This is a genomic window from Bradyrhizobium sp. 2S1, assembly GCF_011516625.5.
Lineage (GTDB): Bacteria > Pseudomonadota > Alphaproteobacteria > Rhizobiales > Xanthobacteraceae > Bradyrhizobium > Bradyrhizobium septentrionale.
In genome coordinates this window covers 5,179,024-5,192,220 of the sequence record NZ_CP147717.1, presented here as the reverse complement: position 1 = coordinate 5,192,220, position 13,197 = coordinate 5,179,024, and the positions used below count along the sequence as shown (strand labels likewise).

The following is a 13,197-nucleotide window of genomic DNA, read 5'->3' as shown; positions in this document are numbered from 1 at the left end:
ATATGCGAGGCCGAGGCCGCCGACATGGGGCCGATCATCGCGCAACTCTCCCGCATGGGCCTCACCAACATCGGGTTCGAGTTGATCACCGACGTTCCGGCTTTCAAGCGGAACGAGCGGCACGAGGTGAGCGCCGAGGACTTCGCCCTGGCGTTCGTCAATGAGCACCTGACATTCAGCGGGCGCGACCTGTCGGCGCACTTCAAGGCCGCCGGGCGCACCGCCTCGTCGAGCTACTACGCGGTCAGAAAGCTGATCGGGGCCGGCGAGATCGTCGATCTCGGGGATCGCAATTACCAGCGCGCGGATGTCCGGGCGATCGAGCCGCCCAAGACCGAGACCGCGCCCAAGAAATTCGACACGCCAGCCTCGGCCGAAATCCTCAAATTCGCGCGCAAGCACGGCGGCAAATTCAACACCGAGCAACTCGTCGCGCTGTTCGCCGAGCAAGGCCGTGCGCGCGGCACGGTCTATGGCAGCGTCAACAAGATGCTGACCGAGAAACTGATCAAGCGCGTCGGCGCCTCAGGATCGGGCGACTACATGCTGCTCGCGAAGGCGAAGGCCAAGTCGAACCCGAAGAAGCCGGCGACAAAAGCAGCGGCGGCACCAGCCGCGAAACTCAATGGGGCGAACCACGAAACCGCGGAGACAGTGAATGGCTAATAGGATCGGACACAATTCGGGAATGCTTTGGCTGACCCGATCCTACAACTACGTCGACAAGGACCCGGAGATCGATCGCTTCCGGACGCTCTACCAGAAGGATCGCATCAAGGAGGCCGATCTCGCAGTGCTTGCCGGGCTGTCCGGATCGACGGTTACGAACATGTTCGGCGGCAGAACGCGACGACCGCAGCACGCCACCTTCGCCAAAATGGCCGGCGCCCTTGGCTACAAATACGATCTCATCCGAGACGACAAGCCCAACTTCGCGAGCGAAATCCCGAAGGCGCGCGAGGAACGAAAGGCTTATCGAGCCATGCTCGCGAAAAAGAAGGAGCGCGCCGCCAAGCGCAACGGCCATGCAAACGGGCACGGCAAATCCAACGGAGGGAGCAGGTAAACCAATGGCACGGGCTAAAAGCACGAAAATAAAAGTCCGCAGCGCCGGCAGCGCCGATCGCTCGCTCGGCATCATGATCCGCACGCGCCGCAAAGAGGTCGGTCTGAGCCAGAGCGAGCTAGGCGAACGGCTCGGGGTCAGCTTCCAGCAAATCCAGAAATACGAGAAGGGCGTCAACCGGGTCAGCGTGGCGAGGCTCAGTGAAATCGCCGCCGCGCTCGATTGCGATATCTCGCTCTTTACCGGCGCGGCGGCCGGCGACGCGAAGCTAACGCCGCACATGGAATTCGCTGCATCCAAAGACGGCCATGACATCATCACGGCCATGATGCGGGTCGGCAATCCGGAACTGCGGCGCAGCGTCATCGCGCTTGCCCGCACTCTTGCGGAGGCATTCCCTGGCTAACGAAATGATCAACAGTCCCGGCCAGTGCGAAAGCCCTGGCTGGCGGGCTGAGAGCTGGCGGAAGATGGGTGGGAAACGCAAATGAAGGATATTGGCGGCAATCGCACCAGATACCTGCCGCAGCACCGGCCAAGACGCATCTGCATCGCGGATGCGATTTTGGAGGTGCAGGCAAATGGACAAAACGAAGCTCAATCAGGCGATCTGGTCGATCCCCATGGCCGACCGGATCAACCGGCTTCCGATCTCGGAGACCGGTTTTCCGGTCCCGTGGTTCGTCGCATGGCTCGATGGCAAGCCGGATTTTCGCGTCATCGGCCCTGACAAGCTGGTACAGGCGGTCAAGCGCTCGCTCTGCTGGACTTGCGGCCAACCGCTCGGCCAATACAAGGCTTTCCCGATCGGCCCGATGTGCGCGATCAACCGCACGATCGCCGAACCGCCATCGCATCTCGAATGTGCTGAATACGCGGTGCGCGCCTGCCCGTTCCTTTCCAACCCGCGCATGCGGCGCAACGAAAAGGACATGCCGGCGGGCCACCAAGAGCCGGCCGGGATGATGATCAAGCGCAATCCTGGCGCCGTCTGCATTTGGGTAACGAAGGAATTCCGCGTGATGCGCGATGGAAACGGCGCCGTCTTCCGTCTCGGCGATCCCACGTCGATGACGTGGTGGGCCGAAGGCCGCCGCGCTACCCGCGCCGAGGTTGATCACTCGATCCAGACAGGCTTGCCGCTGTTGCGCGCCGAGGCGGAAAAGGAAGGGCCCGAGGCGCTCGCAATGCTGGACCGATACATTGCCCGCGCTCAACGGCTGTTGCCGCCATGACTGAGACCGACGACGCCATTGCCCGCGCCGCTCAGATCATCGATCAGCATGCGTTCCGGCAAGAAAACCCTAGCGTCGCGCTCGCAAGGCGGCAGCAAATCGCGCTCCGAAAAGCGCGCGACGTACTTTCCTTCGCGGCAGCCGAACGCGGCGATCTAGTTTCGGCGCTCGCGCTCGCCCATGAGCAAATCGACACCTTGTTCGCAATGTACGCGCTCAAGGACCAAGCCTTTCGCCCCACGGAGACAGAGCTATGGCCCGAAATCGAACGCCGCGCCGAACTCCTACGCCGCCACGGGAGAGCCCCGAAATAGATGGCCCGGACATCCAAGGCGGCATGGAGCACGCCGACGAATTGGTCGATGCGATCCGCCCGCTGCTCGCCGGCAAGAACCCGGAAGTCCAAGGCGCCACGATCGCGCAATTGCTCGCGATCTTCATTGCCGGGCACGCGCCGCCGCTACGCGATGGTGCCCGCAAGCTGCTGATGGATTGCTGCGACGGGCTGGTGCCGATCTTGGTCGAGGAAATGATCGAGGCGGGCCGCGCGCCGCCGGAATGGCGCACGGAAAGAAGCAATGAGCGACGACAACATTATGAGCGTCGGTTCTAGCGCAGGCCTGCCGCTCCCAAGGCAAGGTCGATCGCTATTACGCCGCCTCCTTCGCGAGAAGATGGTCGCCAATCTCATTGATCGTATGCATCGGGCGAAGCCCGATCTCTTCCTGATCTGCCTGCTCCCGGAGCGCACCAAGAGCATCTTCTATGCGCTGGATCTGCTTTTCAGAAAACTGCGGGTCGGTTTTCGCCGGATGCTGAACAATCATTTCGTGATTGCGTTTAGCCAAACCACCCTTCTCGCTGTCGCGATCCACTTTTAGTTCCCAAAGCCGCTGCTTAATTCGGCCAACCGAAGCGACATGGTGACTTACGGACAACGTGCCGAAGTTGGCAACAATCCTCGATCCCGCAAAATCGATGTGCACTCCCGAGATGTTAGTGCGGCGTCTAGCGTGTTGCTCCCTAATCTCTTCGCTGAAAAATTGGTCTAATCCCGGGCGTCGCTTTACCACATATTCAAGGATCAACGCGGGCAATCGGTCGCGTGGTCTCGCCGGTTCAGCAACATCAGCCGCAACGTACGCTTCACTAGTCAACGCAATCTCAGGACTTGCGGAATAGAGAGAGGAGAGTGAAGCCATCCAAGAGGCAGCTATGCTCTGCAAAGATGGTCCCTCCGCCTCTCCTACGTCGCCAAGAACAACTCCGGAGAAGACTGGTTGATACTCTGCGAGCGCGGCGATCGCGCGGCTCGACAGATCGGCCTCAAACGCGTCAAGTGCGGCTTGGGCCGCCAGGACTGCCGAATTGGCGTCTGCCGCGAAAAGGCAGGTTAGGCGTACGAAACTATTGGCTCGTTCGAGATGAAATCCCGCCTGATTGACGGCTCCCACGCCAATCACGAACTGCTCAGGTGAGCCGAGAATAGGCCGCAGCAACAAGGGCGCCCACTTTGCACGTACAAATCCCGTGCTGGCCGGGAAGTCGGTTTCGAGCAGCGATAGCACGGTCAGACTATCCTTGCTTGATTAAGAGCGTCGGAGGCAATCCGGGGTACAAAGGCGATACGATCGGTTAAAAAAGTGACCAATCGGTTGAAGTCCTCCTGACCAACCAACGCTGGCACACGATTTTGCTCTCCTAACGCCTTGACGTCCAGAGCGCTCAGCGTGGGAACCATCGCCGTCGCCAGAGCGGAAAAGCGCTTTTGCTCCGCATCATTCAGCAGCGGGGTGAGCCATTCTTTCAATCTGTGCCGATACAGCTTTGAAGGGTCCAGATCAGCAGGCTTCCATGCTTCGCCCGTGAATGCTCGCCCGTGATCAATAAGCCAAGGCTGCTGATTAGGCCCGATCAAGACATTTCCGGTATGTCGATCGGTGTTGGCTGCCCAGCCGTCAAAGCCATAAAACTCTCCAAGCTGTGTGCACTGTTTCATCGCGTTCGCAACGAAATCGATAGCAGCGGGTTGAGGAACTCCGTTAACAAGCACGATTTGCGCAATAGACGGTGTATTCACGTCTGCACTTGCAAACAAAAGAGATGAACCGCCGAGCTTTGACGCATGCTTGGTCGCAAGGTCCGAGGTTGAGGCAAGCGCAAGAAAGGGCGGCGGAACTGGAAGTGAAATGGCGATGGCGAGCGTTGCCGCAAGAACCTCGTTTGCAACCTCTCGAATGGGAATGTCCTTAATGATCGCTGTTCGGACGTCACCCTGCCCGACGAGTATTTGGCCGCGATAGGTATCGCTTACGTTTGCGATACCTTGGTCCTTGAAGCTCCTCGCTCCGGCAAGTAACCTTGCAAATCCAACGGTCGGCAAAATAGCTCTCCTGCGATAGAAATCACTTCGCTAATCAACTGCCTCGGCGAGCAATTCGCCCGCGGACGACGCGCGCGTCTGATTTAGGTCAAACAGGTTCGCCAGCGCCTGTTCTTCTGAAATATCGGCGGGCCAACCGTATGCGGCCGCTACAGCTGCATCCAGCTCGGCATGAGCGTTCGCAAGCCAAGTGGGATGCTCGTTGTAAAGGTTGGTTAGCGTGCGCTTTTTCAGTATGGCCGAGGCGGCGGCGTCCTTCGGCTCAATGCGGAGCGGATAACCTGACACAACTTCTGGCCTACTGATCACAAGATCGGGTGGGTTGAGCCAACGTTCTCGGAGATCGTTCAAGTTGCGCGCGGCTGCTGCGATTTTTACTGCGCGCGGATTATCCGCGTAAGTGGATGCTGGGATATCCGGGGCGAGGCCCTTTGGGAACGGAAACGTTTCAAATGTTGTGCTGGGAGTGTAGCGAGGATCGTTGCCGACCCCTAGCCAACTGCACAACCTGAGAGACCATTGCTCGTGGAAACGACTGTGCAAAATGCCAAACGTCGTATCGTCATCGCGAGCAATGACGTTGAGCAAGTTCGCGGCCATTTCGACCGGCGAGCGCCACACAAACAAACGATGCTTAGCCACCATCGGGGTGGCGATATAGCGCGATAACGGCGCGAGTTTGCCGCGCATGGCGGGCCTCGGCTCTGCGTAGCGCCACCAGAAGCGACGATATGCTTCCCGAGCGTTCTTCAAACGTACGGGTTTAATGTGAGCGACAACATATTCAAATGGCAGCGCGTATAGGGCAGCTTCGGCCTTGGTCATGGTACAACCAAAATCGATTGTCCACTGCCGCCGCGAGCGACGAGTGACGTCCATCGCATTTGCGTAAGGCCGAATGACGTCGCTATTCGGACGTCCGTTCGGATTTAATGGCGCCTCTAACCATCGGCGCCCCAGCGCTTCGGGCACGTCAAACTTACCCGCTGGTGTTACTCCCATAAAGGCCAGATCGGAGTTTTCGAGCAGTCTGACAGCTTTAGTCAGATCGACAGCCTCGGCCGTCAAATCGGCGTTAATCAGCGAGACCGGCGCTCCGTTGAGCGTTGCACGCCAAGGGTGACCTGCCGTCGTGAAGCAAACAATGGACACGCGGACCGCGGCGCCTTCCACGATCCAAGCCTCGTCGGCCCAAGCGCCAAATATCGAGCCGTCTTTGACGATAGCATCAAGTGCGCGTCGATTGACGCCCCCCCTGATAGAGTTTGTCGCAACCAGACCCGCTCGCTTCAAGCGACCCGCGCGCATAAGGTCCCACGTCTTGGAAATCCAGTAGCACACCAAATCCGCTTCGGCCGATATTCGTCCGTCATATGCACCAAAGAGACGGTCTACGTAATCGTCACCTAAAAAGGTTCGCATGAGCTTTCCTCCTAAGAAGGGAGGATTGCCGATAACGACATCTGCGTCAGGCCAAGCTGCCTCTTTGCCTGTGTCCGACAAAATTGCGTCGCGGCATTCGATATTATCCAGCGGTTTCAAAATCGGACGATCGGATACGCCGAAGCCGTTGCGGCGCATCCACTGAATTTCGCCTATCCACACCGAGACGCGGGCAAGTTCGGCAGCGTATTGGTTGATCTCAATCCCTTTTACGGACGCGGGCCCCACTTGCGAAAATTCGCGCTGCAAGCCCATCGCTTCTGCTTCGATGCTGACACGGTGTTCGATGTCTTTCAGCGCCAATAGGGCGAGATAGAGGAAATTCCCTGAGCCACAGGCCGGATCGAGTACTCGGAATGACCGAAGCTTGTTCAAGAAAGAGCGGTAGCCAGCGACGGCCTGACCATGAGCTTTCGTGCGCGCGCTTGCCGATTTCGCGGAGCGAGAATTCTCTACTGACTTTGCTATTTCCTCCTTTGCTGCTTCCCATTCTGCCAGCCATGGACGCACAATCACAGGATCGACGATCATCATGATCTTTTCTCGATCCGTATAGTGGGCACCCAACTGCGACCGCTTGTCCGGATCAAGTCCGCGCTCAAACAGCGTACCGAGAATGGATGGGTCGATTTCCGCCCAATCCAGCTTGGCCGCGACCAGTGTTAGCGCGATGTCGTCTTTGTCGAGTGCCAGCGCCGTGTCATCGTTGAAAAGGCCGCCGTTAAACCATGCTACTTGCTCAAAGCCGACCCGACCTCCGGACTGCATCGCTTTAAAGAGATCGCTCGCAAGCGACTGGAATTCGTCTGGCCGCGAGGAGGCGTGTTCCAGCATCCGCTTGAACATCTTGTTCGGGAGAAGATCGACATCTTCGGCGAACATGCAGAAAACTAGTCGATTGATGAAATGCGCGACCGTTTCGGCGGCATGACCTCGATCTCGCAATCGTTGCGCGAGTTTAGCAAATTCGGCGGCAGCTTCTTCTGTGAGGGTCTGGCGGGTTTTGCCCGGCTTCAACTGCTCAGGGTCAGAGAACACCGACTTGAGCTTTTGCCGAACATTAGGCTCGCGCAGATCGTCGAGGCCGAATTCATGAACCGCCGAAACGCTATTGGTCCAGTTGGTATGGATTTCGAACCGATCCATATCGCAGACGACCAGCAGCGGCGGGTTTTCGAGCGCCAGGGCATATTGTTGCAGTTGCGCAAAGGCCGCCTTGAGGTCTTTCCGCTTGCCCTTGTACTCCCACCCGAAATGGTCGCGCTTCCAGACGTCGGCCCAACCCTCGCCGCCGGTCGTCTTGGTGGCACCGCGTTCAAAGGCGTACCACTCCCCCGTCGGATCGACATCCGTTGGAGCGGGCTCGTCCAGCATTCGGCAGAGGTCGATGAAATGAGAATGGGCGGCCGCCCGCTCGTTTAGTTCGACGTTCTTCCACTTTCGGATAAATTCATCAGGCGTCAATTCAGCAGTTCCCCCAACGGACCTAATTGGCACATATCCTAATAGTTGCATGAACGGTGAACCGGGACCTATGGTCAACCCCTTCGATTGGGTTACACAAAGAAACCGATAACGAGGGGCCTCACGAGCCGTCCCGGCATCGATCAGGCCGCAATCCGATCCTCTTTGTCTGCCCCGCGCATGACGATCCTGAGCGCGCCGTCCGGCAGGGGGCGCTGCAACGCTTTTGCCTCATCCCACGGCGCCCGCATCCAGACGTCGCGCTCCTCATCGGTGGTCAGGATCACCGGCATGGCCTTGGGGTGGATCGGCTCGACCACCGCGTTCGGCGAGGTCGTCAGGAAGCCGTAGACCAGATGCGGGCCCGGGATCGGCTTGGACTTGGTGCCTCGATCGCCCTTGAACTCGGTCCAGATACCCGCGAAGGTGAACGGAGGTCGGTCCTCATTCAGCGCGAACCAGACCACATCTTTTTTCTTGGTCTCCGGGTTCGGCTCGGGCGCGTACTCGGCGAAACTGTTGGCGGGGACCAAGCAGCGATTCTCAGGCTTGAGCCACCCCCGCCAGTGCGGCGACGACGTGTTGCGGATGTTGGTGACCGGCGGCCCGCTAGTGCGCGGTGGCGGCGGCATGCCCCACCGCATCAGCACCATCTCGCGCTCTACGCCTGCGTTGCGCACGACCGGCGCCGGATAGTCTGGAAACACCCCCGGCATCGGCGGAAGGTTGCCCACATAGCGATTGACCACGCGGAACAGGGCGCGGATCGCCTCTTGATTTGTGGTGACGCTGTAGAGATTGCACATCGGGCTTACGGGGTATCGTCTTTCCTGCCGCCGCCGATGCTGTGCGGCTTGTTCAAGAAGAACTGCCGATTGCCGAGCGCCGCCTCGGCATACTGATCGATCGCAACGGTGATCGCTTGGACGTGTTGATAGCACCATCCCTCACGGGTCGCCCTGATCCTGACTTCAGCCAAGGCCTTTATCCATGGTGAATGATCGTCGGTGTCGCCGAACCATTGGGGGCGCTCGGTCACCATGACCGTCCACCCAACACCCGGCCCTTGACCGGCGGCTGCTCTTTCTTGAGCCGATCCCGTTCGATGCATAGTTCGTCGATCTTGTTGAGCATCCGGTCCAAGAGCGCCTCCGCCGACAGCGTCGGAATTCCCGCCCGTTGAAGCTGCCGGATTTCCCCGCGCTGCCGATGGACTTGGATTCGCATCCGTTCGATCTCGCGCCGCACAAAATCAAGCTGCATGACGTTCCCGCTCAGCCAGGCTTTCTCGATCTGCCGAAGAAGGGTGGTCACCGGTCGGCCTTACCGCTCCAAGAAGGCGCAGGGGGTACCAAAGCCGGATGATTTCCCGTTCTCGATCGGCATCCATGGACTTCACTCACGGTCGACGCACCGTGAACGAAATGAGAACAAATGGCAAGCCGCTAGGAATTGTACTGTGCTCGGAAAGGGACGCTAGGCATTCCCGTCAAAGGGACGTCCATCCGGCTCGGACTGGCTGCACGAGACTAAAAGCCCCGAAGTCCGCAAACCGGTGCTGTTAGGCAAAATGAAATCAATGGCTTAGCCGTTGTTCTCGGTAGAGCTACTGAGACGTCTTGGTGAATGTTCTACCTTTGGTCCCGCACCCTTATATGCAGTTTGCGCCACATAAATTTCTTTTATGTAACAGTCGGCGTGCGGATTCCTCTGGAACTTTCGTGCTCTCTCGGGCTTTCTGATTCCGTTTTTGGGGCAGCAACGTCGGCTTTGGAGAGAGGAGCCATGAAGCGACGACGCCGGGTTAAGCAAATTCATTCCCTTGAAGAACGTCTTGCACAAGAAGCCCAAGAGCTGCGCCGCCGAGCGAAAGAGCTTTCGCCCGGTCAGGAGCAGGAAGCGCTGCTGACGAGAGCGCGGCAGTACGAAGAGGCGGCCTACATGAGCGAGTTGCTAATGTCGCAGGGATAGTTGTCGGTCAGATATCTGCCCTTTGGTCCGGCATTACAAAATAAGAGTGGCCTACTTCGCATCTGCGAGTGGCCAAAGAAACGGCCGCAACTGAGGGCCGAAGTTCGGGGAGGAATGGCCTTATACACTCCGCCGACCCCAACTGAATTCTGTTCTCGAAGAGTGGCCCAATTTGGATCTGAGCGTGGCCTAATTCGGCCAGTACCCAATCTTGCCGGGCGACTCGAGGCCATTGGTCGAGATAGGCCTCTCGTGCCCTCGCGCCCCATCCCGACAAATTGAACTCTGGGATGTAAGTGGCCAAATTCGATACGGCCTGAGCCCGCGCTGCAAAGCGGTCAGCTTCATATCGGGCCTTGGTGCGAGCAAGAATGGACATAGCGACTCACCGTGAGCCGCCCAATTAGTCAGGCGTGGAGCCTAAAAGCTAGTCCGAACGCGGGTCATGGTACAGTTTTGCAACCGGTTTAGCCCCCAAAGAAACGGCCCCAGCGCCCTTGGAGGTCGACGCTGGGGCCGCTTCGCCGGTCCGCCGAATCGAAAGGGGCCGCCCGCGATGCGGCCCCTTGCCGGGAAAAAATTCTCGAAAATGAGATCGGGATGAAATGTCTAGCCCCGGTAACGATTAGCTTAAAGTTTTCCACACCAAATGTGGATTCCGGAAAACCACGGTGTTCCGCGCTGACGTCATCCCATCAACAGCCACGCCATGCTGGCAAGAAGCGCGATGAACGGCACCGCCACAACGCGACAATTAGCGGGCACAACTAGCCGGGTTCCAGAGCTGATTTGACCGGGGTGCTATCATTGGTGGCATCGATTTGATTCGAGACCACTGCAATGAAAAGCAACGCACAACGACGCCTGCCGCTGCAGGCCGCCCGTCCCGCCTATCGCAGTCTCGAAGGCTGGGCGCTGGGCACCCTGATCGAACATCACGCCGTTCGCGAGTGCGAACACCACGGGCATGCAGTGGACCGCCGTGATCCGGACGCCCGGAACCGGGCCCGCGAGGCGGCATGGAACCAGCCTTTTCCCGGCGCCACCCCGGAACAGTGCCTGGCCGCGATCGAGGACGCCCTGCAAGGCATCGGCGACACCTGCCCGGACTGCTAGCCGACGACTCCAATTCGCTGACTCGCGTCCTATATTGATACCGTTCAGCGTAGGTGGAGTTTTTGAGTATGGCCCCGCGCGCCAATTGGAAGGGCTTTTTGCGGCTGTCCCTTGTGACATGCCCGATCGCACTTTTTCCGGCGACCTCTGAATCCGACAAGATCAGCTTCAACCAGATCAACAAAAAGACCGGTCACCGGATCAAGTATTTGAAGGTCGATGCCGAGACCGGCGAAGAAGTCGCCTCAGAAGATATCATCAAGGGCTATAAGGTCGACACCGATCAGTATCTCGAGGTGACGAAGGACGAGCTCGAGAACATCGCGCTGGAATCCACCCGCACCATCGAGATCGATGAGTTCGTGCCAAAAAGCGAGATCGATGATCTCTATCTGGTGCGGCCCTACTACATCGTTCCCGATGGCAAGGTCGGGCACGATGCCTATGCCGTCATCCGGGAAACCATTCGCTCGCTCGATAAAGTCGCCCTCGCCCGCGTCGTTCTAACCAACCGCGAGCACGTCATCGCGCTCGAGGCCCGCGACAAGGGCCTGATGGGCACGTTGCTCCGCTATCCGTATGAGGTTCGCGACGCCGCGGAATATTTCGATGAGATCCAGGATGTGAAGATCACCAAGGACATGCTGGATCTTGCAAAGCACATCGTCGAGCAGAGGTCCGGCCACTTTGAGCCGGCGAAGTTTGAGGACCATTACGAGCAAGCCTTGCAGGATCTACTCGAGCAAAAGCGCAAGGGCCAGCCGATCGCCACCACGCGCAAGCCCGCTCCGACCAATGTCTTCAATCTGATGGACGCGCTGAAGCAGAGCATCCAGAGCTCGGGCGGACCGGCGCCAGCGACGAAATCCGCGAGACCAAAAAAGGCGTCGACCAAGCCGCGCCGCAAGGCGAGCTAAGGTGACTATCCGGCCCTTTCAGCCCTGCCTGCCGAGCACGGCTAAGATCGTGCCACACGGCGCAGACTGGCTGCACGAGATCAAGCACGACGGCTACCGGCTGATCGTCCAGCGCGACGGCAAGATCGTTCGCCTGTTCACCAGGAACGGTCACGATTGGAGCAAGCGGTTTCCGGCGATCAGCGAGGCCGCACTGCGCAACCGCTGCCAGCGCTTCGTCATCGATGGCGAGGCGGTGCTGCTCGGCGTCTACGGCCGGTCGGACTTCAATGGCCTGCATTCGCGCAAGCACGACGATGAGGTGCAGCTCTACGCATTCGATATCATCGCGCTCGATGGCGACGATCTTCGCAAGCTGCCGCTGCATCTTCGCAAGACCAACCTAGCCCGGATTCTCGCCCGCCGTATCGATGGCATTCACGTTGCGCCATTCGAACGTGGCGAGATCGGCCCTGATCTCTATCGCCATGCCTGCCTGATGGGGCTCGAGGGGCTGGTCTCGAAGCACCGCGATCGCGGCTACCGCGCGGGCCGCTGCACGCACTGGATCAAGAACAAGAACCCAGAACATCCGGCCTTCAATCGGGTCAAGGACCAGTTCTAGGGCCCTTGCAGCCTTGGCCCTTCGCGGCGAGACGAATGCCGGGCGTGGCTCTGGATGTCGGCAAGTCGCGCGCTTGATCGGGATCTCGAATGCAGAACGCGCAAGGCCGCCGACCCGGATAATCCGCGTGGCGTCACTATGCGCGCAGCCGAAACAGACAGGCCTGCTCCTATTTCCCCACCATCGATTTCAGCCGATCAGTAATCGTCCCCGCATCCGAACCCGCGCGCAGTACCATCGGCCCCATGCCGACGCATGCGCCGAGCAGCAGATAGGACCACTCGACCGTCGTCCCACTCGATGGATATCGCGCGATCAGCCCGAGCGCGACGATCCCGGGAATGCCGACCTGATGCCAGAGCAACACGCATAGCTGCGAGAGCGTGACGACTGCCCAGACGACTTGCATCAACTTCGACTTCTCGACCGCGCGCATGAAGGACGCGTAGGTCTTCGCGAGCGCATCGGCATGCGCGACCTCGACATCCCTGGCCGCTGCCACCATGGCTTCGTAAAGCTGCGTTTTCAGTTGCTCGATCGAGATGGTCTTGTTCTCGTAGGCCTGAAACGCCGCGAGGAACTTGTCGAGCATGCCGTTGATCAGCGACATGCCGATCTGGGAAAAGATTGCGGCCAACATCAGGCTTTGCTCTCGGCTGATGCGACATCATCCACGACGGGCTCGGTGGTCAGCCACCGCAGCCATTCAAAGATGATACCGGAAAAGAACAGGAAGCCCGCGAGCGCGAGCGGACGATACTGCTCGGGGATGAACGCCGCGATCTCGTTGAGCATGGGCGTCATGTCGAACCCGTTCTGGGCAAGCCAATCATGTGCGCCGATGGCAAGGCCGCCGACCCAATAGAAGCGCGCGACGAGCAGAGTTTTCGAGTTCTTCCATAGCGCGCCCTCGATCGCGTTGATCCTGTCGAATGCACCCGGGAACCGTTTGACCAGCAGCGGCCGGCCGAACATGAAATAGGCCCACGCCACGAAGA

18 protein-coding genes are annotated in these 13,197 nt (G+C 59.1%); 10 read left to right on the top strand and 8 right to left on the bottom strand.

Annotation, left to right across the window (positions count from 1 at the left end; genetic code table 11):
• The first annotated feature begins 24 nt into the window (after positions 1–24).
• The 6 genes from HAP54_RS24545 (at position 25) to HAP54_RS24520 (ending at position 2,914) form a co-directional block, all read left to right on the top strand.
• A complete protein-coding gene (locus HAP54_RS24545; protein ID WP_166304385.1) occupies positions 25–666 on the top strand; it encodes a hypothetical protein in 642 nt (213 codons plus the stop codon).
• The gene (locus tag HAP54_RS24540) at positions 659–1,066 is read left to right on the top strand and encodes a helix-turn-helix domain-containing protein (protein WP_166304382.1); all 408 of its coding nucleotides are present in this window, start codon (positions 659–661) and stop codon (positions 1,064–1,066) included. Before HAP54_RS24545 ends, HAP54_RS24540 begins: the two co-directional genes overlap by 8 nt.
• A gap of 4 nt (positions 1,067–1,070) precedes the next feature.
• The gene (locus tag HAP54_RS24535; RefSeq protein ID WP_166304380.1) at positions 1,071–1,472 is read left to right on the top strand and encodes a helix-turn-helix domain-containing protein; all 402 of its coding nucleotides are present in this window, start codon (positions 1,071–1,073) and stop codon (positions 1,470–1,472) included.
• A gap of 175 nt (positions 1,473–1,647) precedes the next feature.
• Positions 1,648–2,301 carry a hypothetical protein gene (locus HAP54_RS24530; protein WP_224741803.1) on the top strand — a complete coding sequence of 218 codons (654 nt, stop codon included), beginning with the start codon at positions 1,648–1,650 and terminating at the stop codon, positions 2,299–2,301.
• On the top strand, positions 2,298–2,615 hold the full coding sequence (locus HAP54_RS24525) for a hypothetical protein (protein WP_166304375.1): 318 nt from the start codon (positions 2,298–2,300) through the stop codon (positions 2,613–2,615). Before HAP54_RS24530 ends, HAP54_RS24525 begins: the two co-directional genes overlap by 4 nt.
• A 23-nt stretch (positions 2,616–2,638) precedes the next feature.
• Positions 2,639–2,914: a hypothetical protein gene (locus HAP54_RS24520; RefSeq protein WP_166304372.1), complete on the top strand. Its 276-nt coding sequence runs from the start codon at positions 2,639–2,641 to the stop codon at positions 2,912–2,914.
• Between the two features lie 37 nt (positions 2,915–2,951).
• Here the strand turns inward: HAP54_RS24520 and HAP54_RS24515 are convergent, their stop codons facing one another.
• From HAP54_RS24515 to HAP54_RS24490, 6 genes are all read right to left on the bottom strand, one after another.
• Complete coding sequence (locus tag HAP54_RS24515; protein WP_166304369.1) at positions 2,952–3,869, bottom strand: hypothetical protein; 918 nt, start codon at positions 3,867–3,869, stop codon at positions 2,952–2,954.
• 2 nt (positions 3,870–3,871) lie between these two features.
• On the bottom strand, positions 3,872–4,684 hold the full coding sequence (locus tag HAP54_RS24510; RefSeq protein WP_166304366.1) for a HipA family kinase: 813 nt from the start codon (positions 4,682–4,684) through the stop codon (positions 3,872–3,874).
• Positions 4,685–4,714: 30 nt separating this feature from the next.
• On the bottom strand, positions 4,715–7,591 hold the full coding sequence (locus tag HAP54_RS24505; RefSeq protein ID WP_166304364.1) for a class I SAM-dependent DNA methyltransferase: 2,877 nt from the start codon (positions 7,589–7,591) through the stop codon (positions 4,715–4,717).
• Between the two features lie 143 nt (positions 7,592–7,734).
• Positions 7,735–8,397, bottom strand: coding sequence for an SOS response-associated peptidase (locus HAP54_RS24500; RefSeq protein ID WP_166304361.1), 663 nt, complete (start codon positions 8,395–8,397; stop codon positions 7,735–7,737).
• A gap of 5 nt (positions 8,398–8,402) precedes the next feature.
• Entirely contained in the window at positions 8,403–8,633 is a 231-nt protein-coding gene (locus HAP54_RS24495) for a hypothetical protein (RefSeq protein ID WP_166304358.1), read from the bottom strand.
• A complete protein-coding gene (locus HAP54_RS24490) occupies positions 8,627–8,905 on the bottom strand; it encodes a hypothetical protein (RefSeq protein ID WP_312022817.1) in 279 nt (92 codons plus the stop codon). The genes HAP54_RS24495 and HAP54_RS24490 overlap by 7 nt, the downstream gene beginning before the upstream one ends.
• Before the next feature lie 471 nt (positions 8,906–9,376).
• Here HAP54_RS24490 and HAP54_RS24485 point away from each other — a divergent pair, with 471 nt between their 5' ends.
• The 4 genes from HAP54_RS24485 (at position 9,377) to HAP54_RS24470 (ending at position 12,199) form a co-directional block, all read left to right on the top strand.
• Positions 9,377–9,562 (top strand): hypothetical protein, encoded by a 186-nt coding sequence (locus HAP54_RS24485; protein ID WP_166304355.1) that lies wholly within the window; start codon positions 9,377–9,379, stop codon positions 9,560–9,562.
• An 840-nt stretch (positions 9,563–10,402) separates the two neighbouring features.
• Positions 10,403–10,678 (top strand): hypothetical protein, encoded by a 276-nt coding sequence (locus tag HAP54_RS24480; RefSeq protein WP_166304352.1) that lies wholly within the window; start codon positions 10,403–10,405, stop codon positions 10,676–10,678.
• 68 nt (positions 10,679–10,746) lie between these two features.
• Positions 10,747–11,595: a Ku protein gene (locus HAP54_RS24475; protein WP_166308327.1), complete on the top strand. Its 849-nt coding sequence runs from the start codon at positions 10,747–10,749 to the stop codon at positions 11,593–11,595.
• A 49-nt stretch (positions 11,596–11,644) separates the two neighbouring features.
• A complete protein-coding gene (locus HAP54_RS24470) occupies positions 11,645–12,199 on the top strand; it encodes a DNA ligase (RefSeq protein ID WP_248114455.1) in 555 nt (184 codons plus the stop codon).
• A gap of 169 nt (positions 12,200–12,368) precedes the next feature.
• On the opposite strand, the gene HAP54_RS24465 is transcribed toward HAP54_RS24470, so the two are convergent.
• Together HAP54_RS24465 and HAP54_RS24460 are read right to left on the bottom strand one after the other, a co-directional pair.
• On the bottom strand, positions 12,369–12,809 hold the full coding sequence (locus HAP54_RS24465) for a hypothetical protein (RefSeq protein ID WP_166304349.1): 441 nt from the start codon (positions 12,807–12,809) through the stop codon (positions 12,369–12,371).
• 29 nt (positions 12,810–12,838) lie between these two features.
• Positions 12,839–13,174: a hypothetical protein gene (locus tag HAP54_RS24460; RefSeq protein ID WP_166304346.1), complete on the bottom strand. Its 336-nt coding sequence runs from the start codon at positions 13,172–13,174 to the stop codon at positions 12,839–12,841.
• Positions 13,175–13,197: the final 23 nt, after the last annotated feature.